The organism is Paenibacillus segetis (assembly GCF_014639155.1).
GTDB classification, from domain to species: Bacteria; Bacillota; Bacilli; order Paenibacillales; family Paenibacillaceae; genus Fontibacillus; species Fontibacillus segetis.
Map to the genome: position 1 here is coordinate 169092 of NZ_BMFT01000001.1, position 23836 is coordinate 192927.

Consider the following 23836-nt stretch of genomic DNA (forward strand, 5'->3'; position numbering starts at 1 on the left):
TCTTAATAAATTGAACGAAACTCGATTATTGCGGGTTTCGTTTTTTTGTTTGCCCAAAAACAACAACTTTAGTTGCTTGAAAGGAAAAAGATAGGAGTGGTATGTTTGCATTATTATTCAATTCTGGATGAGTAGCAGTGACAATATAAATGGATTCATTGGAGGTGACTACAACAGAGAATATACTTCTATTTGATCTAAAGGGCATGATTTTCAATATGCAATGAAACTATGAAACTACGAAACAAAACAGGAGAGTGTAAAATGATTAGTTCAAGATCAGCTTTATCGCTTAGAAATCGGCTCCGAAGATTTATCGTGTTAATGACAGTAATGGCCGTACTATTCTCTCTTATACCTCCGACTGCCCAAGCAGTAGCTAATACAGAGCTAGAAAACATTTCATTAAATAGACAATATATCGAGGACTTTGATTCTACGCAATTAAATTTTACTTATAACGTTCCGAATGAGACGAACTATATAAAGATTAAACCCGTTATCGTTAATCCATACGCTACTGTGAAGGTAAACGAGCAGAATCTATATGTGTACTATAGCCCGGGCCAAGAATATATTCCACCATTTATAGGGATACCAGCAACACCAGATATACCAGCAACTCCAGAACATCCAGCAATTCCGCCAAACCCAGGACAACCATTTTTGCCAAGATATCTTGATGTGGAGGAATCCAACGACATAAACCTAGTAGTTGGAGCAAACAAGATTAACATCGTTATAACTGCTGAGGATGGTACAGCAAGTAATTACGTTTTAACCGTGATTAGAGCAGGTTTGAAGAATGCAGATTTAAGTAACTTAACTACTTCTGTGGGCACTCTTGATCCAGTGTTCAAAGCGGATACTTTCGATTATTCTATGACTGTTGCTAACAATGTTAATAGTATTCTTGTTACTCCCACTGCGAGTGATAGTAATGCAACGGTCTATGTAGACAACGTTGTTGTAACTAGGGGTGATGCAGCTAAACCATCTGCTCTTGTAGTTGGTAACAATGCCATCGATATTAAGGTAGTCGCTGAGGATGGAACAACAACTAAACATTACTCCATTCATGCTACACGTCTGGCATTACCTGCAGACATAACGAATTTGGTAGAGAATCATACAACAACAACTGCTAGTTTTACGTTTACATTACCGACTGAACCCGACTTCGCAGCAGTTAACGTATACATAAATGGAAATTTGGTCGCTTCTGTAACTTCAGGAGCATATAACGTACAAGGACTTAAGCCCAGTACGTCATACACCTTCGTATTCAAGGCAATCAATAAAGCTGATATTGAAAGTGTTGGCATAACAAGCACAATCATAACCTCAAGTGTACCACCAGTGACACCACCGGTAACGCCGCCAGTAACACCAACAGTGACACCATCACCAGTGGTTACTCCTTCTCCGAGCGGTAATTCGACTGCAGTTACACAGCCTACCCCAACGACAAAGCCGACACTGACACCCAATATTACTCCTAAGTCGTTCTACAACGGGACAGTAGACATCGAATTAATCAATTCTTACTTAGACAAGTCAAAAGCTATAACTTCTGCAACCTTCAAGGATATACCTGAGAATACTGGAGCAGCTAAAGCAATTCAGTTGGCGGCTAGACTTGGGATCATTAACGGGTATGCAGACGGTTCATTTCATGCGAACGATACGATATCTAGAGCAGAATTTGTAACTATATTAGTAAAAGCACTGGGTCTAACGCCCACAGCTCATTCAAACTTTAACGATACCAAAGATCACTGGGCGGCCGATGCAAGTGCTGCATTGAAAGCCAATGGTATCATTAACGGTTACTCAGATGGCTCATTTAAACCTAATCAAACCATTTCAAGAGCAGAGATCGTGGCTATGCTGTCAAAAGTAATCAACACAACATCTACGTCTAATTCGACGAAGTTCAATGATATTTCCGGCAGTTGGGCAGAAGATGCGATTAATGGATTATCGGGTATCGGTATCGTTAAGGGCGCGGCGGATGGTACGTTTAACCCGAATGCAAAGGCAACAAGATCAGAAGCATTACTTATGATCTTACGTATGCTAAACGTGAGTCTTGGAGGTTCATTAGACATCGAGTCATAGCTAGAAACATCAAAGCCAGGATCTCCAAAAGTGATGAGAATTTTGTGAGAGGAAAGCTTAAGCTTTTCTCTTTTTCATTGGGGAGATGGAGTGGAGGTACCTTCAATTATGACTGTGGTAGTGTAAATGAGTAACCGCTTGATGATAATTACATAATAATGGAAGGAAGTGTGCGTGGTGAGGAAGAGAATTGTCTCGACTACAAGTTTGCTAGCTGTAATAGTTTGTATGGCATTCATCGTATTTTTTATTAATCAAAGTGTAGCTTCGGCCAATATTACTACAGGTTTTTATGCAATAGAGGATACAACAATCTATGAGGCTATTTATGCAACAGAGGATACAACAATCGTTTATGAGGGTATTAATGCTGATAAGATTTATGAGGTCGGAAACCTCGGGTATCTTGATGTAGGCTATAAGGGAACATTAGGTGTGCCTTTAGAGGTTCAAGTATTACTTAAATTTAATTTGCCACCAACTCCTGAAGGATACGAGTTTGAAACTGCAAATCTTTATCTCCCTGTAACAGGCGGTACTTTTCAAGGGATAACTGATTTCTCATTGAAAGTTTCTACAAGCACAAATCATAGCTGGATACAGGATAGCGCAATAACGTCGCCACCAGCTCCAACTTCAGGGTCTACACAAACAAGATTATTAGCTAATAGTGTCGCCCAACTTAAACCTACACTAGCTCCTTTTGGTTTTACTAGCTATATATCAGGAGAATTCACGAAAGCTGATCCTAGAGCAACCTTTATCCTTTCAGGAATGACAGCTCAGGAAGCAGCTCAAGCAGGAATACCATATTCTGATCATTATATACAGATGACTGAAAATCATATGTATGACGGCAGTCTGGGTCCGTATTTAATTATTACGTATTCTGAAATTGCTAACATTGAAATAACGGGTGTTACAGATGGAGGTCTATACAACACGAATGTAACGCCGCAATTTAATGTTGGTACAGCAACTTTGAATGGAAATCCATTTACAAGTGGAACACGAGTAACTGCTGAAGGCTCATACACGCTAAGAGTTACAGCAGGCAGCAAAACAGAGACGATCCAATTCCGAATAGATAAGACGCCTCCGACAGGAACGGTAATTGTAAATCTAGGCAACCAATATACGAATAATACAGCTGTATCTGTTTCAATAACGCCAGCTGTTGGTGTAAATGATCTTACACATATCCAATATTCGGTTAATGGAAATCCATTTACACAGATGCCTTATGTACCAAGCTTTATGCTAGCTGTAGGAGCTACTAACGGAGATAAAGTATTGTTCTTTAAGCTTGTTGATGGTGCTGGGAATGAATCACCGGAGTATCAAAGAATCATAACGCTGGATACGGTAGCGCCAACAGGATCTGTTGTTATTAATAATGGGAACGCGTATACAACGAATCGTGATGTAACGCTTAATCTATCCTTAGATAGTGGCGTGACAGATGTGGTAGGGGTACAATTTTCAAGTGACGATCGTACTTGGACGGCTGTAGAAGCTTTTAGTTCAACTAAAAGTTATACGTTATCAGTAGGAGATGGTAACAAGACGGTCTATGTGAGATTTATCGACCATGTGGACAATATTGGATCAGCTCAAGATAGTATTATTCTAGATATGACAGCTCCGATCGTCACAGGTGTTGCAGATGGAGAGAGCTATAATTCCTCACGAACAATTACTTTTGATGAAGGTACCGCAACATTGAACGGCAAATCCTTTATAAATGGCTCGCCTGTGGACGATGAAGGGTCCTATATACTTGTTGTTACGGATGCCGCAGGTAACTCGACTACAATTACATTCAGCATCTTTAAATATAGAGTAAATTACGACGGAAATGGAGCTACTGGAGGAATCGTACCCATAGATAGTCAAACCTATGAGACTGGTGATGGTGTAACCGTAGCTAATAATACTGGAAATCTAGTGAGAACTGGGTATACATTTAAGGGTTGGAATACCGAAGCAGATGGAAATGGGACAAGCTATGCAGCGAATGAGGCATTCAATATAAGCGCAGCCAATGTCACTTTGTATGCAATGTGGGATGCTAATCATTATACAGTGACTTTTGAATCAAATGGAGGAAGTGTCGTAGCGACTCAGAATAAATCATTCAACGAAACGGCAACTGAGCCGAGTGCACCAACGAAATCAGGTTATACATTTGGTGGTTGGTATAAAGAGTTAACACTAACAAACCAATGGATCTTCACAAAAGATCTGGTCACAGCGAACACGACATTGTATGCGAAGTGGATTGGTAATAGTTCCTCTGGGAGTAGTGGTAGTGGAGGAGGAGGCTATATTCCAACAACACCACAGAATTCAACGGTATATTTTGAAACTAATGGCGGGTACGTTATAGTCAATCTATCTGTAGAGAATAATTCAAGGCTAGCAGAGCTACCAACACCTACCAAGGAAGGATTTACATTTGAAGGCTGGTATAAAGATGTTGCGTTGACAAAGAAGTGGGATCTTCTAACGGATCGTGTGACAAAAAATATAAAGTTGTATGCGAAATGGATTGTAAACACTTCCCCAGATCTGAAGCCGGGTCAAGAGTCAACCCCAGACGGAACAGAGCTTCCAGTTGTAAGTTTCGATGACATTTCGGGACATTGGGCAAAAGGAATGATTGAGGAATTATCTAGTCGAGGGATTATTACGGGGTATCCAGACGGATCTTTTCATCCAAATCAATCCATCCAGCGCCAACATATGGCCTTGATATTCATGCGTGCTTTCGAGTTAGAGCCTACACGTGAAGCGGTAATTTTTTCTGATGTATCGTCAAGCCATCCGTACTATGAAGCCATTACGTCACTGCAACAAGCAGGAATTGTAGATGGAGCAAATGGTAGATTTAATTCAAATGAACCTGTGACACGTGCACAAATGGCAAAAACTGTAGCACATGCCCTTAAGATAAAGCCAGGTGGAACAAGTACCTTCCAAGACGTACCAATGGCGCATTGGAGTTATAATTATATCGCTGCACTGGCAGATCTAGAGATTGTATTAGGTGATAAAGGTAAATTTAAGCCAAATGAGCCTGTGACACGTGCAGAGTTTGTCGCCATGATGTACCGAGCATTGAACCTGACAAAGTAAAAGAGAAGTAGTATAAAAGCCCTTCTAGCGAAGGGCTTTTATATCGTTTATACTGAGTAGGCCAAATAACTTCGTAGGAGTTGTCTAACGGATCATGATAAAGAAAGAACTCGCGCATATACGGAAGCAATTTAAGCTGGATCACGATTTGCTGAATATTTCCGACATTCTCAACGTGTATATTATGAAGGAAAGCAACGAGATTTATCATTGGGAGCGTCAGCTGTTTGACCTGGTGGACAGAGAGAAGCAGGAGCTGTATATGGGCAATTTCAAAAAATTGCTCACCGGTGAACTTGATCAAAAATTGTTCGAATTGAAGTTTCTGGAGGAAGCGGAGGATCCATCGCAGGTATTGCTTCACCAAGCTCTGGTGACAGGTGATCCTGATGAATGGCAGGACCTGATGTTGCTATTGGTGGAGAAAATGATGGTGGATACCAAGTATGAACGGGATACTGTGGTCACGTTCGTTCGTGGACAATATTTCCGACCGACTAAAGCTAGGAACGATGAAGCCGAAGAGAGCGAGAAGGACGAAATGTTCGCGCATCCATTCATTCTGTGTAGCGTGAATTCCACGGAGAAGCCACGGAATTCTCTCTTGTTCGATTATGTGGAGAGGGAATTTAAGTACAATGTCATTGTAGATCCGATTATCAAGTTGAGTTCGCCAGAACAAGGCTTCTTTTACCCGAGTGTGACAGACAACTATTCCGATGTGAATCGCATTCTATATTGTACGGGGAAAGCAAATGAACCGAATCAACATTTCGTTGAGCAGGTCTTGAATGCAGAGAGATCCATGACAGCACGGGAAGAGAGAGCTGTGTTTGAAGAGATCGTGAAGGAAGTGGCGGGCGAACAGCTGGGTGCAACCACGCTCGCACAGGTGTACGAGGAAATCCAGCAGGTCATTGAATCCAACGAAGATGCGGAAGAACCTCCAAAGCTGGATTATAGAGATGTGGAACGCGTGCTGACCGTAAGTGGTGTAGAGGACGTGACGACGGAAAAAGTTGAACGGGCATTCCAAATGATCGTCGACGATAAGAACTATGAAATGAAGGCGAGCAGCGTCATGCCAAAATTCACTTCAAAATCAATTAAGATCGATACAAAGGTAGCCACGATTTCGGTCAGCCCACAGGATTTAAAGTATGTGAAGCAGGTGAATTACCAAGGAAGACGATGCATCCTGATTGAAGTTGACGAAGATGCCGTGATTGAAGGGTTTACGCTTAGTACAGAGACGTTATAGTTTTGGTTGACCGCGTTGGACGTTGAGCTTTGTTGATAGAAACATTATGGGCTATTCCGAAAGTTTTGGTAAAACTTAGGATAGCCCATTTCGTATTTATATTAAGTGCTATGAATAGGAAGAACTTAGTTGTTGTTGGTGCTTAAAGATATAGCTGATATATTCTTTTGCGCTATTATTAATTTCTTCATCGCTGGCTTGAAATGAAGCTCCGAAGACAGCAAAGTAAGGTAGTGCTTCTGCACCTACATGTTTTGCACTCGCCTTAAATGGCGTAATTACTTCGTCTATGGTAAAAGAAACAGAGCCCTCTGGCTGATAATTTTCTCTTTTATCGCCGATGGATAGGGCAAGCCCTAGCTTTTTCCCGTTAAGCTTGTCACCGTTTGATCCATAAGCCCATCCGTAAGCTAACACATCGTCAAACCATTTTTTCAATAGCGGCGGATAACTGTACCAATACAACGGGAATTGAAAGATCACATGGTCATAGGCTTCCATTAGATTTTGCTCCCTAGGAACATCAATATGCCAGTCAGGATACTCTTTATAAATCTCATGAATGGTAATATCGTTTGGATATAACAGCAGTTCTTCTTTCCATCGCTGGTTGACTCTCGAATTTTCAAGATTGGGATGCGCCAAAATCACCAGTGTTTTCATGATGAATCTCCATTCTCAGGCCTAGATTAAGCGTATTTCTTCAGAATGCTTTGCCTTATTTTTATGAATATTATTATTATCTTGCAGGTTGTAAAAAAAGAAAATACACACAATAAAGTAAGATGGTTACTTCGAAGTGTGTACTGGACTCAGAAAAAAATATATGCAAGAATGAAGTTTTGAGTAAGCTTAAATTGATCAGCATGAACGAGGTGTTATTCTATGAAACAATATAATCTAGGGATAGAGGCAACACTAGAAATCATCGGCGGAAAGTGGAAATCTCTGATCATCTGCTTATTGATGTCCGGTACCAAAAGAACAAGCGAATTACAGCGCAATATTCAGGGCATATCACAAAAGGTTCTGATCCAGCAGCTACGTGAACTTGAGCGTGATGGGCTTGTCAAAAGATTCGTTTACCAGCAGATGCCGCCAAAAGTCGAATATAGCCTCACGGAATATGGCGTTACAGCCAATAAGATCGTGGACGTTATGTGTTCTTGGGGGAAAGAAAATATTAAAATAAGACAAGAACGAGGGGAAGAGATCGTCTTGTTGGAGGATACATGTCCTGGAGCAAATTAAAGCAACAACTGGAGAGTTTTCTCTGTCCTGCGTTATACGGTAGGGTTGAATATCGCGCAAGCAGTTACCGTTATTTACCTGATAAATCAGGGAGCTGCTATATTTCGGTAGATAAAAAGAACATACTCAATATGAATGATAGAACTAGCTCAATTAGATGGTATCAGACGGAGCAGGAGATTAAGAATGATTCAGATCTCCAAATTCCAATCAGCCATGAAGACATTGAAGCGGTTAGAACAGATAGTAAGGGGATCATCCCGGAGGATCGTCTAATCGTAATTGCAAGAAGCAGAAAAACATCAGTAGTGGCAAAGGAGCTTTTGTCAGCACAGACGTCATTAAGTAAATCAAATTTTATCGTTGTAGCCAATAAGTTTTTATCTATTTCTATAGAGGAAAGCATAGAGAGCGATGATATCTTATTGAATATTCTTGCTTTAGTGGACAGACGGGTTGGGAAAAAGCGAATTTTAAACATGAGCGAGAAGATGAAGTTAAAGCATCCTATTGTCCAATATTTTTATGAATTAAGGCGCAGTACATTATGAATATAACTAAACTCTCTCTTGCTTAATGGGACCTGCTTCATCCATTATAAATAAGTAATCATCTCCCCCATAGAGCGCATCTTTAGCTTGTATCCATAAAGGAGAGGAGCCAATAGGATGGAACTGAAAAAAATAAATGACTCTATTTATTATTTAGAACATGTTAGAGAAACAGACAGACCTGTTTTGGGATATGTTCTAGGTGAGAACTTTTCAATTATGATTGATTGTGGCAATTCAAAAGCGCATTTTGATACATTTATAAAGTGCTTGGATGATCATGATCTACCACGTCCCAAATATGCTTTGATCACGCATTGGCACTGGGACCATACCTTTGGTATGCATGCATTTGCTGGAGACACGATAGTATCTTCATTAACGAATGACAAGCTACAGCAATTGAAAAGCTGGAGCTGGGATGAAGAATCTGTGCTTAAGCGTATAGAGACAAAAGAAGAAATAGAATTTGCCTATCAATGTATGAAGGAAGAATATGATAGCTTTGAGGAAATTTCGGTTACTACTGGAACTATTATCTTTGAAAATACCTTAACGTTGGACTTAGGGTGGACTACTTGCCAAATGATGAAGGTTGGTGGGCCGCATGAGGAAGATTCTTGCATTGTCTATGTGCAAGAAGCGGGCATTCTATTTGCAGGTGATGCACACAGTGGTGATTACTATCATGGAGAAGGTAAGATGGATCCCATAAAAATGAAAGAATATATTGCCTTCCTAGAAGGCACTTCATTTACTACGTATATTCCTGGGCATGGTGCTCCAATGAGCAAGGAGCAGGTAATTCAGTTGCTGAGTAAATTTTGTGCCGAGGAGTAAGTGTAGTCTTATCAGAAGAAATGTCCATGAATCAGAAACACGAGTGAACTTAGATGCATCATGCTTAATAACATGGAAGACCCCAAAGGATATAATCATATCCTTTGGGGTCTGTTTGATTTTACAACTTATTTTGCACTTGGCAATAATTTATACAATAAGATTGCAGCCAACGAAGCAGCTAGAATTGGCGAACCTAATAAATATTGGACGAAAGTTGGCAATGAATATAAGAAATCTTTAGGAATGAGCACTAACGCCAACGTTAAAATCATCGGTATCGCAATAATATACATTTCTTTTTCGCCTATTTGTTCTTTCTTCATCACCTGGATACCGTTAATCGAGATGATCCCGCAGACGATGGCGAATACACCACCGATGACTGCTGTTGGAATCGAAGATATTAAAGCGGCTAATTTACCCGAACAACCGAAGAGGACAAACCATCCTCCTACAGCAAGAAAGACTCGGCGACTCGCAACACCTGTGATGGATATAATACCTGCATTTGTGGAATAGCCTGTAACCGGAGTTGAACCGAGTAGAGCAGCAATAAGGCAGCTTATCCCTTCTCCAATAACGCCCTGATTAAGATTTTTATCCGTTAGCGGTTTTTCGATTACGTTGCTGATAGCAAACCATGTCCCGGTTGTTTCAGCTAACAATACGAGATAAATAATGACCATGGTGATAATAGCAGAAAAGTCGAAAGAAAAACCAAAATCTTTAAAAGGAATCCGCGGCATACTGAACCACTTCGCATTTTGAACAGCCGAAAAATCTAAGACGCCCATAATATTAGCAGAAATACATCCAACAATTAATGCAATCATTACGGATGTGATTCGGAAGATAGATCCTTTTGTACGGAACAAAGAACCCAGGATGACGAACAGAATAAGTACAGCACCCGAAATAAGAGCTAATAACACGTTTTGATTGATCGTTGCATCAGCAGCACCATAAATATTGTCTCTTATAGCAACAGGTAATAAGGAAAGACCCACAATGAATATAATCGTACCGCCTACAATAGGTGGGATAAAGCTTTTAACTATTTTATTGAAAACACCCGTATAGCCCAGAATAATGACTAGGATCGCACCGATTAAGCTGGCACCTAATACGGAGCTCCATCCTAATTCCCCGCCGCCACTAGCAGCATAGATTGTAATGATCGCACCAAGTGGAACATAGGAAGGACCTTGGGCCATGGGCAGTTTCATGCAGAAATAAGTTTGTACAATCGTGGCAAGCCCAGCCGCAATAAAAGTAGATTGAATCAAAGCACTAGATTCATTGGATCCTAATCCGATTAACATCGCAATTAGGAAAGGAACGACATAAACGTCCATGGCTAATACATGTTGTAAACCTAGGATCGTGGATTTGCCGAATGAAATTTTTTCGTCGGGTAAGACAGTTAATTGCTGTGGCTTCACTTGAGTGTTATCTTGCTTGTCTGCTTGTGTTTTCACTTAGATGCACACCTCGTATTTTTTGTTTTTTCAATATCCTAAATGGAATGAACGTTTGCATCGTTTTTATCCAATGATCCTGTACATACCAGGTACCCCGTCGCTTTTATTGCAGCGATTCGAGATAAACGCATATGTTCATTAGATAAAATCGATTTAATGTTCGCTTTTTAAAGTAACGTCTGTTATTATAATCCGCAAAAAATGATATGTCTATAGCAAAAGACGAATGTTGTCGAATTTCGCTATCGCTGTTCGAAGGATTTTGAGCCATTAAAATTAAGGAAGCAAGTTAAATTACCGATAAATATAAGGAGAAATAGATGAAACGGAAGAGTTTTTTCGTTACTAACACTAGATGGGGGCAACGATGAATGAAAAAGATGTTTAGTTTACTACTTATTTTATTACTGATTACACCGGTATTAGGCTCTACAACCTATGCGAGTAATACTGTGAATGCTAAGGTGACAGAGAGTAGTACATATTTTAATGGAGAACAGAGAAGTCTTAATGGATTCAATATTTCGAACAACAATTATTTTAGGTTGCGTGATTTAGCGGAGTATTTCTCAGGAACTTCGAGTCAGTTCGACATATCTTGGAATAAAGAAAACAATGCTATAGAGATCCTAACAGGGCAAGCATATACTCCTGAAGAAACAGATGGCACCAACTATTATAGTCGCAATAGAAACTATTCAGCCAAGCTCTCAACCTCAAAAGTTCTAGTGAATGGGCAGGTGCAGCTGATTACGGCATACAATATTGATGGAAACAATTATTTTCAATTAAGAGATTTGGCGGTTAAGATCCCCTTTGATATCGATTATGATAATGAGTCCAATCGAATATCACTGTTCTCCAAAACCCCAGATCATGCTTACCGTGTTAAGACGGCTTTTGAAGCCAAGAATAACGCAGAATCTCCTTATTTTCCTAGATGGAAAAGTACGGTTGCCTCATATCTTGTGAATAATAATGATGGGACTGTAAATGTTGTTGAGGCGAATGAGGGTGTTACGATTGAAACATATAATGAAAAGTATGAACTAAGTGGAAACAAGGGCATACCCTATGAACTTCCTCTGTTTGGCGGTTTCTACAGCGGTGAGAAGTATAACTATATTGCTTTTGGACAAGACAACCGTGAAGAGAATGATAGCAAAGAAGTAATTCGCATCGTCCGGTATGATAAAAGTTTTAATAGAATCGATAGTGTCTCCATAAAGGGTGGGGAGAGTTATACAGTAGAGCCTTTTGATGCAGGCGCAGGTAGGATGGCTGAAGCTGGGGATACGCTTGTATTTCACACTTCACGTACAAGATATACGACGGAGGATAATTTAAATCATCAATCTCAGCTCACAATTATCGTAAATACCAAAAGCATGACCGTATCCAATGATATGGGAAGGTTCCAAGAAAATCATGTCAGTCATTCCTTTGATCAGTATGTATTGTTTGATGGAATTACTCATGTTCTTGTTGATCATGGTGATGCCTATCCCCGTTCGATTGTGCTGAATAAAGGAAACGGAACCAGCTATAGCGAGGTAGACTTGTTTGATATCCCTGGTAAAATCGGAGCGAACACCACGGGAGTTTCTATAGGCGGGTTTGAAATGTCTGCAGCCAACTATATTGTCGCAATGAATACCATTGACCATTCGCTTGTCAAAGAGTATACGTCTTATGAGATGGTTGGTTTGGAGAAAGATCAAAGGGATATCATTCTTAGTGTTTTGCCAAAGACAAGCACTACAGCAAATCATATCACCTTGGCTAAATATGTAGGCACGAACCTGATCGCTTCCATCCCTAAATTGGTAAAAATATCGGACAACAAGATGATGGTGCTGTGGCAGGAATTTGATAAAGACGATCATCCTGGTGACCTGAAATATGTTCTGATTGATGGGAATGGGAAGGCCATCGGCGACATTCAGACCAAGGATTTTGTATTATCTGAATGCAATCCCATCATTAGCGGCGACAAAATTGTCTGGTATACCAATAGCAATGGATATCGTTTGTTTTATTCAATACCGTTAAATTGATTCACAATTCCAATAAACTAGAGGGTTATATTCCCGCTAGTTTATTTTTTTTCAAAATGATAATCATAGAATCTTGCAATTCCCATATTTAAACAATTATATTAGTGTGTTAACATAGCATCACAAGAACGTACATTCGTAAGTTTAACGCTGTTTTGAAATTGTTGGAATTTATAATATCAGGAGGGAATTTTATGAATAAAGAGATTAAAAATACGCTTAAATTGTTAGATACTGATTTGTATTATGAGATCTATGGAGAAGGGATCCCCATCTTAATGATTCATGGATGGGGAGTCAATCATCATATCATGTCCGGTTGTATGGAACCGATTTTTAAAGACGTTATGCAAAATTTCAAGCGAATTTATATTGATCTACCAGGAATGGGTCAATCCAAGCCCGGTAATTCAGTAAAAAGATCGGATGATATACTGGATGTCATCTTAGCTTTTATTGATAAGGTTATACCAGATCAACAATTTTTACTGGTTGGTGAGTCTTATGGAGGATATCTAGCAAGAGCTTTAATCAAAGAAAGAAGTCCACAAATACTTGGCTTATTATTAATATGTCCACTTATATATCCAGGTCATAGGCAGGGGCAAGTCGAACCTCTTACAGTCATGGAGAAAGATGAATTATTCCTTGAAAGTTTAAATGAGCATGAACGATCGAGCTTTGAGTATTTGTCTGTTGTTCTTAATGAAAAGACCTGGGAAAGGTTTAAAGTGGATATTTATGATGAGTTATCTAATAAAGATGATTATTTTTTAGACAATGTATTAGAAGGTGCCTTCTCATATGACATCGATAAATTAGACACACCATTTGAACAACCCAGTCTAATCTTGGTGGGCAGACAAGATACAGAAGTTGGTTATAAAGATCAGTTTGCTTTATTAGAGAACTATCCTAGAGCATCCTTCGTGGTACTAGATAAGGCTGGTCATAATCTACAAATTGAGCAAGGGGATTTGTTTAATCAGTTGGTTATTGAATGGCTAGATCGGATGATGGGGTGAGTTCATCTACCCATTTATTGCAGTAAAGATAAGGAAGGTTATGTAAGATTGACAGCGTTTTCATATATTTGATAAATTATTGGAAGGTGATCAATGTCATATATTTCAAAATCCTAGGCAACAAGGTGGGGATCTCATGTACAAACTGTTAATTGTCGACGACGAAGCATTGGTTCGAGAGGCGATACAGGATCAGATGGACTGGGAAAAGCTTGGATTTGAATGCATCGGTGGTTGTGAGGATGGTATAGAAGCGCTTGATTTTATAAACCACCATACGCCCGATGTTGTGTTGACCGATATCGGCATGCCGTTCATGAATGGCATCGAATTGACGAGTGAACTCTCCACACGTTATCCGCAGATAAAGGTGATCATTCTTACGGGGTACGATGATTTCGATTTTGCACAGCAGGCTTTAAAATTGCAAGCCGTCGACTATATTTTAAAACCGATTACGGCAGCGGAACTTGAAACAGTTATACGTAAATTGCGTCATGAGATGGACCTCGAACAAAGCCAGATACAAGACTATGAGCATTTGAAGCGTCAATTGATGGAGAGTTTGCCTCTACTGAAAGAACGTTTTCTAGAACGATTGGCGACTTCCCCAATGACTGGAAAACAGATGAGAGAAGGCTTCAGCTATTTTCATATTGAATGGAACGGATCGTTTGTGATTGAACTGGCTATAGATGTGGACGAGTTTGAATTAAGCTTGCCTTCAACCCTGTATGATGAGGAGCTTATTCGTTTTGCCATATACAACATCGCCCAGGAGGTGATTGCTAACCGTTCGGGGATACTTATTTTCAGGGATCGAGAAAATCGTGTACTTATATTAATATCTGGCGATCATGCGGAAGAATTGTACGATCAATCCACCCAGGTTGCCGATGAAATTCATAGCGCAATTACAAATTATTTACCTGTGAAGCTCTCGATAGGCATCGGGCATGTCTGCAATCTAGCTGACAAAGTGCCGCGTTTTCATCACTCCGCTTTATCAGCTCTCGATTATCGCTTTGTGATCGGTACCAATCGAATTATTTATATCTCGGATATGGAGCAACGGAAGCGCGCGGAATTGATATCAATCGTTGATTGGGAAAATGAGTTAATAACCAAATTGAAAACGGGAACTACTGAAGAGATGGATGAGTGGATCGAGCAACTATTCATTACGTTCCGGGAGCATGTATATCCGCTGGATATTTGTCAGATGTATCTCCAAAGAATCTTATTGACGATTATGCATACACTTTATGCGATGGGCATTGACAATACGCAAGTATTCGGTGATACCCAAACTCCGATTCATGAAATTACTCGGTTTGCCGTGTTGGATGAAGTTGAACTGAGGATGAAGGATCTTTGCGCGAAAGTGGTAGCAATCATCAAAAATATGCGGGAGCGTCAAAGCATGGCTTTGGTCGCGAAAGCGATAGAATATGTGAAGCAGGAGTATATGGATCCGAATTTATCGCTAAAGTCGGTATGCCATCACGTATCCATGAGCTCAAGTTACTTTAGCAGTCTATTCAAGCAAACCAATGGCACAACATTCATAGAGTTCGTAACCCATCTGCGCATGGAAAAAGCGAAAGAATTATTGAATGTATCTTCCATGAAGAGTTACGAGATTGCGTATGCGGTTGGGTACAACGATCCACATTATTTCAGCGGTGCGTTTAAGAAACACACGGGAGAAACGCCAACGGATTATCGCCAAAAAATGACAAGGAAAGTGTGATACGGGTGAGGAGTTATTCGCGATTACCTAGTATTCAGACACATATGGTGCTAGCCTCAATTTCTCTCATCATGATGACAATCATCATTATGAGTGTTACTTTTTATTATTTGGCTAAGGATGCAGTTAAGTCCACGGCGCAGACTTACACGACGGAACTTGTGAAGCAGGTAAATAATAATATTAAATCCTACATAAACGGGATGAAGTACATGTCCAATGTTGTTGCCGGCAACTATGCTGTCCAAGCTTATTTGTCTTCAAATCGATTTAATAGCTTAAAAGAAGAGAAGGACTATAAGGAAACAATCTCAGACATGCTCGGAGCCATGCTTGCATCCCGAACGGATATTAGATCCGCCAACATATTCGGGTATGGAGGACAGTTCGTGTCCGGCCGCAAAGAACTAGAGTTAAATCCTTACGTTGATATTACAAGTATGGATTGGTATACCAATGCGCAGAAGTCTAGTGGGCGTAGCGTAATTTCTTCCTCCCACGTGCAACCTATTTTTAAAGATCAGTATCCTTGGGTTGTCTCACTAAGCCGGGAACTGGTTAGTAAGGACGGAACGAAAAAGCTGGGGATATTTTTAGTAGATTTAAATTTTAGCGTCATGAATGACATGTTTAAGGATATTCGTCTCGGGCAAAGGGGTTATTTATTCATCATTGATTCCGAAGGCAGAATCGTCTATCACCCCCAGCAGCAATTGGTTTATAGCAATTTAAAATCCGAGATGATCGATAAGGTGCTTGAGGTCAAGAACGGAACATTCATAAGCGATCAAGGCAGTGATCGACGAATGTATACGGTCCAAGAATCCGAATTTGGGTGGAAAATTGTCGGAGTCTCTTACGTGGATGAGTTGGTTGATAATCAGAGTGAAGTATTACTATCTATCGTTTTATTGGGGGCCGTCTGCATTATCATCGCTATTTTTATTTCTCTATTCTTATCGAAGCGTGTAAGCCAACCTATCAAACGATTACAGGGGTATATGAAGGAAGTGGAGAAGGGTAACTTCGACATCCATGTGCCGGTTCCACAGACCGTTGAGCTCTACATGCTTGCAAGAGCATTCAATATGATGGTCGGGAAAATTAAAGAGTTAATGACTCAAACGGTCTTGGATCAAGAACTGAAGCGTAAAAGTGAGATCTCCGCCCTGCAGGCCCAAATCAACCCTCATTTTCTGTATAACACGCTAGATTCCATTGTGTGGATGGCTGAGAGCAACAAATCGCGGGAAGTTGTGTTGATGACCTCGGCGCTTGCCAAGCTGTTTCGTTCATCGATCAGTAAGGGCGAAGAGTTGGTTGCAATTCGTACTGAAATCGAACATATTACGAATTATTTGATGATTCAAAAGATGCGATATAAAAATAAACTGGATTATCAGATCGAAATATCTGAGTTGGTACTGGAATATCGAATGATCAAACTCATCTTGCAGCCCCTTGTAGAGAATGCAATCTATCATGGGGTTAAGATGAAGCAGGGGCCTGGTCTTATCCGAATATCCTCGGAAGAGAAGGATAAGGACATTATTCTGATTGTAGAAGATAACGGCAATGGTATGGATGAGGGGAAGTTGAAATCACTGCTCAATCCAACTGCCGTAACAGAGGGTGGAAGAGGAGTCGGAGTAAGAAATGTTCAGGAACGGATTAAGTTATATTACGGATCGCAATATGGATTGACCTACCATAGTATTCTAGGCGTGGGGACAACCGTATATATTCGTATACCCAAATCACGCTAGGTTAGGGAGGGCGAGAGACATGCAGGTAATCCGCAAGTGGCTAACCATAGTTGGTGTACTCCTTCTCATCGCGGTGGTTGTGTTTGCCTATGGGTATAATGAATTATCTATGAAAAAAAAGACAGATGTTATCGTAATTCTTAAAACGATTGATCCATCAGTTGAGTTCTGGCAGGTGTTAATCGATGGCGTGCATGAGGCCGCACAGGAGTTCAATGCGAACGTTCAAATATGGGGGACGGAGAAGGAAACGGACGTCGATGAACAAATTTCGCTTGTGGAAAATGCGATAGAGAAACGACCGGACGTGATTGTGTTGGCAGCAACCGATTACCAAAGGCTCGTCCCCATTTCCGAGAAAATAAAGAAGAGTGGCATCAAGCTCGTTATTGTCGACTCCGGAATTAAATCTGACGCTGCCGATAGCGTCGTGGCCACAGACAATGTCAACGCAGGTAGAGAAGCGGGCGAAGCAATGAAAGATTTAATTAAAGGTACGGCTCAAATAGCAATTATTAGCTATGTCAAAGACGCCGCTTCTCACATTGACAGGGAAAAAGGTATCCGAGAAGTGATAGAGAATTACCCCGAGATTGAAGTGCTTGGGACATATAATAGCGAAGGATCGGAGCAAAATGCCTATCTATTGGCTAAGGAAATATTACAAGTACATCCGGATACGTTAGGGATTATCGGCCTGAATGAGCCGACTACTGTCGGTGCGGGAAGAGCGATTCAGGAGCTAGAATTAAAGGGGAAGGTGCAGCTGATTGGGTTCGATAGTTCTTTCAATGAGATCAAGCTTCTGGATGAAGGTATAATGAAAGCTACCGTGATCCAGAAACCCTTTCAGATGGGTTATCTCAGTATCAAGACAGCCGTGGAAGTTGTCAAAGGCAAGCGTGTTTCCAAGCTGATCGATACGGGCTCACTGCTCATAACGAAAGAAAATATGTACGTAGAAGAGAATCAGAAGCTACTGTTTCCCTTTGTTGAAAATTAACTGACGAAATAGGGTTATAGTGTATGTGACGCTTCTCGATATGCTTCGTGATCAATAGATGGCTTTTTGAACAACCTCTTATACGACGAGGTCCATGCATTTGCGCATGGGCCTTTTCGACGTTCCAAAAATATTCGACTCTTACAAGAAGAAATCACATGTAAGTGCTGGATCAAACCCAGTATATTTACGGTACTAACATGAACAAGAAGATGGGAGATAAGGTCGATGGATGAATTTCTTGTGAAAATGGACGGGATTGAAAAAAGTTTTGCAGGTGTTCAGGTCTTAAAAGATTGCATGTTTGGGTTACGTGCGGGGGAAGTGCACGCTCTTGTTGGGGAGAACGGTGCGGGGAAATCGACCATGATGAAAGTATTAACGGGTGTATATCAGAAGGACGAAGGACGCATTCTCTATCAGGGTAAGGAAGTCCGCATTCCTGATACAAGATCTGCTCAAAAACAAGGCATTAGCATGATTCATCAGGAGATGAATCTGGCTCCCGATCTAACGGTCGCGCAAAACATCTTTATCGGCAAAGAACCCCGGAAAGGCATAAAGCTATTTCTTGATGATAAGGAGATGAATAGACAAACCTCTGTTTTGCTGAAGCAAATGAATCTAGATATTGATCCAACTACGCTCGTCTCGAAGCTTACGGTAGCCAAGCAACAAATGGTCGAGATCATCAAAGCGATATCCTACGATTCTCAGGTGCTGATCATGGACGAACCGACGGCAGCCCTCAGCGATGCGGAAATCGAGGAATTGTTCAAGATCATCATTCAATTACGGGAAAAAGGTGTAGGCATCGTATACATCTCTCACCGCATGTCAGAGTTGAAACGAATAACCGACCGTATAACGGTCATGCGTGATGGAAGCTACATCGATACGGTCTTGACGGCCGATTCGAGCATTGAACAGATTATTTCAATGATGGTAGGTCGGGAGCTGTATCAGTCTGATAAGACGAACCGGATAAAGGACGAAACGAGCAAAATCGTACTCGAGGTCCGCAACTTAAACCGCAGAAACGTTCTTCATGACGTGAGCTTCTCACTTCGAGAAGGAGAAATCATCGGGTTTGCTGGATTGGTCGGTGCAGGAAGAACGGAGGTCGCACGAGCTATTTTTGGGGCAGATCCCATAGATTCAGGTGAGATCTATGTTCATGGTCGCAAAGTACGGATTGAGGGCCCACATCAGGCCGTAAAGCATGGCATCGGGTATTTGACCGAAGACCGAAAGCACTTTGGCTGCTTACTCGAGATGGATGTTTCCACGAACGTAACGCTGGCAACTACCCGTCGATTCACAAGTGCCGGTTTTTGGATGAACGGAAAACGTATGAATGACGTGTCGAACCAAATCGTTGAGGAGTTGAAGGTGAAGACGGTAGGCATCAAACAGAACCTGAAATATCTATCCGGCGGTAACCAGCAGAAGGTGATTATTGGGAAGTGGTTAACACGGGACTGTGACATTCTGATATTTGATGAGCCAACTCGTGGAATCGATATTGGTGCCAAGAGTGAGATTTACAAGCTTCTTGAGAACTTGGCCGCCTCAGGTAAATCGATCATCATGATTAGCTCGGAATTGCCGGAAATTCTAAGGCTTAGTCATCGCATTATCGTGATGTGTGAAGGAAGAATCACGGGGGAACTGATGAATGATCTGCATGCAACCCAGGAACAGATCATGACACATGCGACGGATCGAATAGGGTAGAAGTAGACAGAGAAAGGAAGAGAAGAATGAAGGAAGCGACAGTAACTAATCGGAAACCGCAGTTTGCGATCAAGTCAGGATTACAGCAGCTATTAATCTTCGGAAGTTTGATATTGTTGGTTATCTTTTTTTCATTAGCTTCGGGGAATTTCTTTCACTTTTCCAATATCATTGGAATATTGCTCTCGACCGCGGTTACTGGTGTTCTGGCCTTGGGATCGACATTTGTTATCATAACGGGCGGGATCGATCTATCGGTTGGAACAGTGATGACGTTATCTGCGGTTATGACGGGGATGTTTATTACGGTATGGGGATTGCCGGTTCCGATTGGTATTATTGGTGGATTGCTGACCGGGGCATTATGCGGATTTTTGTCCGGATTTACGATTGCGCGATTGGGAATTCCCCCGTTTATCGCGACACTTGCGATGATGATGATTGCGAAAGGGTTAGCATTAGTCATCTCGGGAGCCAAGCCGATTTATTTCACTGACAATCAAGTGTTTATGAATATTTCTTTAGGGTCTGTGTTGGGAGCTTTAATTCCGGGATTTGATATTCCAAACGCTGTCCTAATTTTCTTCATACTAGCCATTCTAGGTAGCGTATTATTGTCCCGAACAATTGTCGGCCGCTATAACTTTGCAATCGGCAGTAATGAAGAGGCAACTAGACTCTCAGGTATTAACGTTCGTAATTGGAAAATCGTCATTTATACGATTACGGGTCTATTTACGGGGATTGCCGGTATTCTAATGGCTTCCCGTCTGAATACGGCACACCCTTCACTCGGTGCGGGATATGAAATGGAAGCTATTGCGGCCGTTATTATCGGCGGTACCTCGCTAAGTGGCGGCAAGGGAACGATCTTGGGGACGGTGATTGGTGCTCTGATTATGAGCGTACTGACGAATGGGTTACGTATCATGTCTGTTCCGCAGGAATGGCAGACGGTCGTTGTCGGATTTGTTATCTTGCTAGCTGTTTATGCGGATATCTTGCGTCGGCGCAAGGCTTAACAACGGTATAGACTCCTCAGGGGAATATATACAAGCAACTAAAATTTATCCAGAAGGGGATTAGAACATGAGAAAAATATGGATTATGGGGATATTAGCACTCGTATTGGTTATCAGTGCATGTGGCACGAGCAAGTCGGGTGGAGGTAACGCCTCTTCAACGGTTGTTCCAAAATCTGAAGGAAACGCGGCAAAGGAGAAAATGTATATTCCTATTATCTCCAAAGGGTTCCAACATCAATTCTGGCAAGCGGTTAAGCTTGGTGCAGAGAAGGCTGCAGCCGAATTGAACGTCGATATTACTTTCGAAGGCCCTGAGTCTGAAGCCCAAGTGGATAAACAGCTCGAAATGCTACAAGTTGCACTGGACAAAAAGCCTAGTGCCCTCGGGTTTGCAGCACTCGATAGTCAAGCGTCGATCCCGCTGCTCAAGAAGGCTAAGGATGCGGGTATTCCTGTCATCGCGTTCGACTCTGGTGTAGATAGTGATATTCCGCTCAGTACTGTAGCAACGGATAATACGTATGCAGCTGGTGTCGCTGCTGACAAAATGGCTGAACTGATCGGGGGGGAAGGCGAAATTGCAATAATAGCTCATGACCAAACGAGCCGCACGGGCATCGATCGTCGTGACGGTTTCAAAAACCGTATTGAGGAGAAATACCCCAATGTCAAAATCGTCGATATTCAATATGGAGACGGGGACCATCTGAAATCGACCGATGTAGCTAAAGCAATTATGCAAGCGCACCCAAACCTTAAGGGCCTGTTCGGCACGAATGAGGGCTCCGCGATTGGCATCATTAATGCGGTAACGGAAGCCAAAGTGGTTGGCAAAGTTACAGTTATCGGCTACGATTCCGGTAAGGCACAAATCGACGCGATTAAGAATGGTACGATGGCTGGCGCTATCTCCCAAAATCCAGTAGGCATCGGCTATGAAACGGTTAAAGCGGCAGTAGCTGCAACTAAAGGGGAAACGATTAAGTCAACAATCGATAGCGGCTTCGTATGGTATGACAAAACGAACATCGACAATGAAGATGTTAAAGCCGTTCTTTACGAATAAACCTTCGTCATCATCATTGGACGTAAATACAAAAGCCGCCGTCCCCGATATGGGAACGGCGGCTTTTGTGCGCTTGGTAGTACGAGTTCGTGAGGGCATGTTGGGAACGTCCAATACCACCATTAATCTCGGAAATTAAGAGGACTGCCAAGCTCTAACTCCCGCAACTAATCTGATTCTTTCCAAGTAATTTTGCTTTATAAAGTTCTACATCAGCCTTTTGAAATAAGTCTGTAAAGGTGACTACAGATCCACCTGAGTTATCCGAAACTCCAATACTGGCTGTTATAGAAATGGAGAGACCGTTCTTCATCATTTCAATGGATTTAAAGGATTCTTCTATTTGTTCGGCTTTAATTTTTCCATCTGAAAGCGATATGTTTTTCAAAATAATAATAAATTCATCTCCACCATAGCGACCGACTAAATCATGTTCTCCGAATTTTTTAGAAAAAGATTTACTCACGTGTTGGATGACTTCATCACCAAATAGGTGACCATAGGTATCATTAATAGATTTGAAATTATCGATATCAAAAGCAATACATACTATATTGTCGTTTGTTATAGATGCTTGTTCTAACCATTGATTTGCTGTGTACTCAATATATTTCCGATTAAATAGACCTGTCAGATAGTCGGTATTAGCCTTTTTCTCAATGTCCGTTATGCTGTGCTTTATATTTAGTCTTAGAGCAACAAGCTCAAGCTCTCTATTACTAATTTGGTTCAGAATTGCTATGTATTCTTTTTGAACTAAATATCCAAGCTGGACATCATTCATGAGGTCACATAATTTGCATCTTTCGGCTTGAATTGCTTTTAACAAATAGACGTCATTGTAGCTCTCCACAAGATTTTTAGCCACTGTATAAGATTCGAATGCTTCTCTATATAAGGTTTGTTTGGAGTACCAATTTCCTTGTAGATCATAGCAATTGGATTTTTCTCTTATAAATGAATCTAGAATAGGATCGTTAATCATTTCATCAATCAGTGACTTGGAAGCTTCGAAATTCTCAAGCCCGATATATGCTTTAGCCATGTTTAATTTCACTCTTAGTTCTAAGATTGGACTTGCAGGTTCCAGTAATTTAGCGGTATCAAGTCCTTCTTTAGCCATTTTTAAAGCGTCCTCATAGTTTTCTTCTGCACAGTATATATGACTGTAATTGCTATATCCATTACTGATAATGATATATTTATTCAGTTTTTTTCCTAAAGCAATACTTACTTCGAGTGTCGCCTTGGCCTTGTTGAAATCTTTATTAAATTCATAAAGTAAAAACAAAATATTGTTTAAATTCAACTTATCTAATTCGTCACCGTATATACTACAAAGTTCAATATAAGTACCAATATTGTTGAAGGCCTCTTCAATATCGCCAATACAATAATAAGAAGCAATTTTATGAAGATGTGCAACTAATACGGATTTATGATCATTTGCTGCCATGCCCCATTCAAGAAGATGTTGACAAGCCTCGATGGTCTCCTTGTATTTCCCTTCAGATCTAAGCAATGTTACTTTTTCCTGTAAAAGCATCAAATCTTCTGTCATAGTGCCACTCCTAGTCCTAGTAAATAAAGAAGACATCATTTGATGAGGTGTAATTTTATCATTATAATATTAAAGTTTACCTTTTACACTATAAACCTGATTTACCTGTGTTTCTTATATTAGGGTTTACTCTGGGTAAATAAAAGCACTGTCTCAAAGGACAGTGCTTTTATAATATTTATTAGTCAGTTGTACTA

The 23836-nt window shown here is 40.9% G+C and carries 17 protein-coding genes; 14 read left to right on the top strand and 3 right to left on the bottom strand.

Annotation, left to right across the window (positions count from 1 at the left end; translation table 11 throughout):
* Positions 1 to 264: 264 nt before the first annotated feature.
* The 3 genes from IEW05_RS00775 (at position 265) to IEW05_RS00785 (ending at position 6520) form a co-directional block, all read left to right on the top strand.
* Positions 265 to 2121: an S-layer homology domain-containing protein gene (locus IEW05_RS00775; RefSeq protein WP_188534871.1), complete on the top strand. Its 1857-nt coding sequence runs from the start codon at positions 265 to 267 to the stop codon at positions 2119 to 2121.
* Positions 2122 to 2298: 177 nt separating this feature from the next.
* Positions 2299 to 5259 (top strand): InlB B-repeat-containing protein, encoded by a 2961-nt coding sequence (locus IEW05_RS00780; RefSeq protein ID WP_188534874.1) that lies wholly within the window; start codon positions 2299 to 2301, stop codon positions 5257 to 5259.
* Between the two features lie 94 nt (positions 5260 to 5353).
* Positions 5354 to 6520 (top strand): DUF4317 domain-containing protein, encoded by a 1167-nt coding sequence (locus IEW05_RS00785; RefSeq protein ID WP_188534876.1) that lies wholly within the window; start codon positions 5354 to 5356, stop codon positions 6518 to 6520.
* 108 nt (positions 6521 to 6628) lie between these two features.
* Here IEW05_RS00785 and IEW05_RS00790 read toward each other — a convergent pair whose 3' ends face one another.
* Positions 6629 to 7183: an NAD(P)H-dependent oxidoreductase gene (locus IEW05_RS00790; RefSeq protein ID WP_188534878.1), complete on the bottom strand. Its 555-nt coding sequence runs from the start codon at positions 7181 to 7183 to the stop codon at positions 6629 to 6631.
* A 222-nt stretch (positions 7184 to 7405) separates the two neighbouring features.
* Here IEW05_RS00790 and IEW05_RS00795 point away from each other — a divergent pair, with 222 nt between their 5' ends.
* The 3 genes from IEW05_RS00795 (at position 7406) to IEW05_RS00805 (ending at position 9162) form a co-directional block, all read left to right on the top strand.
* Positions 7406 to 7771 (top strand): winged helix-turn-helix transcriptional regulator, encoded by a 366-nt coding sequence (locus IEW05_RS00795; RefSeq protein WP_188534880.1) that lies wholly within the window; start codon positions 7406 to 7408, stop codon positions 7769 to 7771.
* Positions 7753 to 8322 carry an SF0329 family protein gene (locus IEW05_RS00800; RefSeq protein WP_188534882.1) on the top strand — a complete coding sequence of 190 codons (570 nt, stop codon included), beginning with the start codon at positions 7753 to 7755 and terminating at the stop codon, positions 8320 to 8322. The genes IEW05_RS00795 and IEW05_RS00800 overlap by 19 nt, the downstream gene beginning before the upstream one ends.
* Positions 8323 to 8439: 117 nt before the next feature.
* Positions 8440 to 9162 (top strand): MBL fold metallo-hydrolase, encoded by a 723-nt coding sequence (locus tag IEW05_RS00805; RefSeq protein WP_188534884.1) that lies wholly within the window; start codon positions 8440 to 8442, stop codon positions 9160 to 9162.
* A gap of 128 nt (positions 9163 to 9290) precedes the next feature.
* Here the strand turns inward: IEW05_RS00805 and IEW05_RS00810 are convergent, their stop codons facing one another.
* Positions 9291 to 10643, bottom strand: coding sequence for a uracil-xanthine permease family protein (locus tag IEW05_RS00810; protein WP_188534887.1), 1353 nt, complete (start codon positions 10641 to 10643; stop codon positions 9291 to 9293).
* Positions 10644 to 11017: 374 nt separating this feature from the next.
* On the opposite strand from IEW05_RS00810, the gene IEW05_RS00815 reads away from it, so the two are divergent.
* From IEW05_RS00815 to IEW05_RS00850, 8 genes are all read left to right on the top strand, one after another.
* The gene (locus tag IEW05_RS00815) at positions 11018 to 12703 is read left to right on the top strand and encodes a hypothetical protein (RefSeq protein ID WP_188534890.1); all 1686 of its coding nucleotides are present in this window, start codon (positions 11018 to 11020) and stop codon (positions 12701 to 12703) included.
* A gap of 194 nt (positions 12704 to 12897) precedes the next feature.
* Positions 12898 to 13728: an alpha/beta fold hydrolase gene (locus IEW05_RS00820; RefSeq protein ID WP_188534892.1), complete on the top strand. Its 831-nt coding sequence runs from the start codon at positions 12898 to 12900 to the stop codon at positions 13726 to 13728.
* Between the two features lie 136 nt (positions 13729 to 13864).
* Positions 13865 to 15481 carry a response regulator gene (locus IEW05_RS00825; protein ID WP_188534894.1) on the top strand — a complete coding sequence of 539 codons (1617 nt, stop codon included), beginning with the start codon at positions 13865 to 13867 and terminating at the stop codon, positions 15479 to 15481.
* A gap of 71 nt (positions 15482 to 15552) precedes the next feature.
* Positions 15553 to 17247, top strand: a complete 1695-nt coding sequence (locus IEW05_RS00830) for a cache domain-containing sensor histidine kinase (RefSeq protein ID WP_229753208.1) — start codon at positions 15553 to 15555, stop codon at positions 17245 to 17247.
* Between the two features lie 19 nt (positions 17248 to 17266).
* Positions 17267 to 18250: a substrate-binding domain-containing protein gene (locus IEW05_RS00835; RefSeq protein ID WP_229753209.1), complete on the top strand. Its 984-nt coding sequence runs from the start codon at positions 17267 to 17269 to the stop codon at positions 18248 to 18250.
* A gap of 228 nt (positions 18251 to 18478) precedes the next feature.
* Complete coding sequence (locus IEW05_RS00840) at positions 18479 to 19987, top strand: sugar ABC transporter ATP-binding protein (RefSeq protein WP_188534898.1); 1509 nt, start codon at positions 18479 to 18481, stop codon at positions 19985 to 19987.
* 26 nt (positions 19988 to 20013) lie between these two features.
* Entirely contained in the window at positions 20014 to 21009 is a 996-nt protein-coding gene (locus IEW05_RS00845) for an ABC transporter permease (protein ID WP_188534900.1), read from the top strand.
* Positions 21010 to 21076: 67 nt separating this feature from the next.
* On the top strand, positions 21077 to 22078 hold the full coding sequence (locus tag IEW05_RS00850) for an ABC transporter substrate-binding protein (protein ID WP_188534902.1): 1002 nt from the start codon (positions 21077 to 21079) through the stop codon (positions 22076 to 22078).
* Between the two features lie 154 nt (positions 22079 to 22232).
* Here the strand turns inward: IEW05_RS00850 and IEW05_RS00855 are convergent, their stop codons facing one another.
* Positions 22233 to 23639 (bottom strand): tetratricopeptide repeat-containing diguanylate cyclase, encoded by a 1407-nt coding sequence (locus IEW05_RS00855; protein WP_188534904.1) that lies wholly within the window; start codon positions 23637 to 23639, stop codon positions 22233 to 22235.
* Positions 23640 to 23836 lie beyond the last annotated feature (197 nt).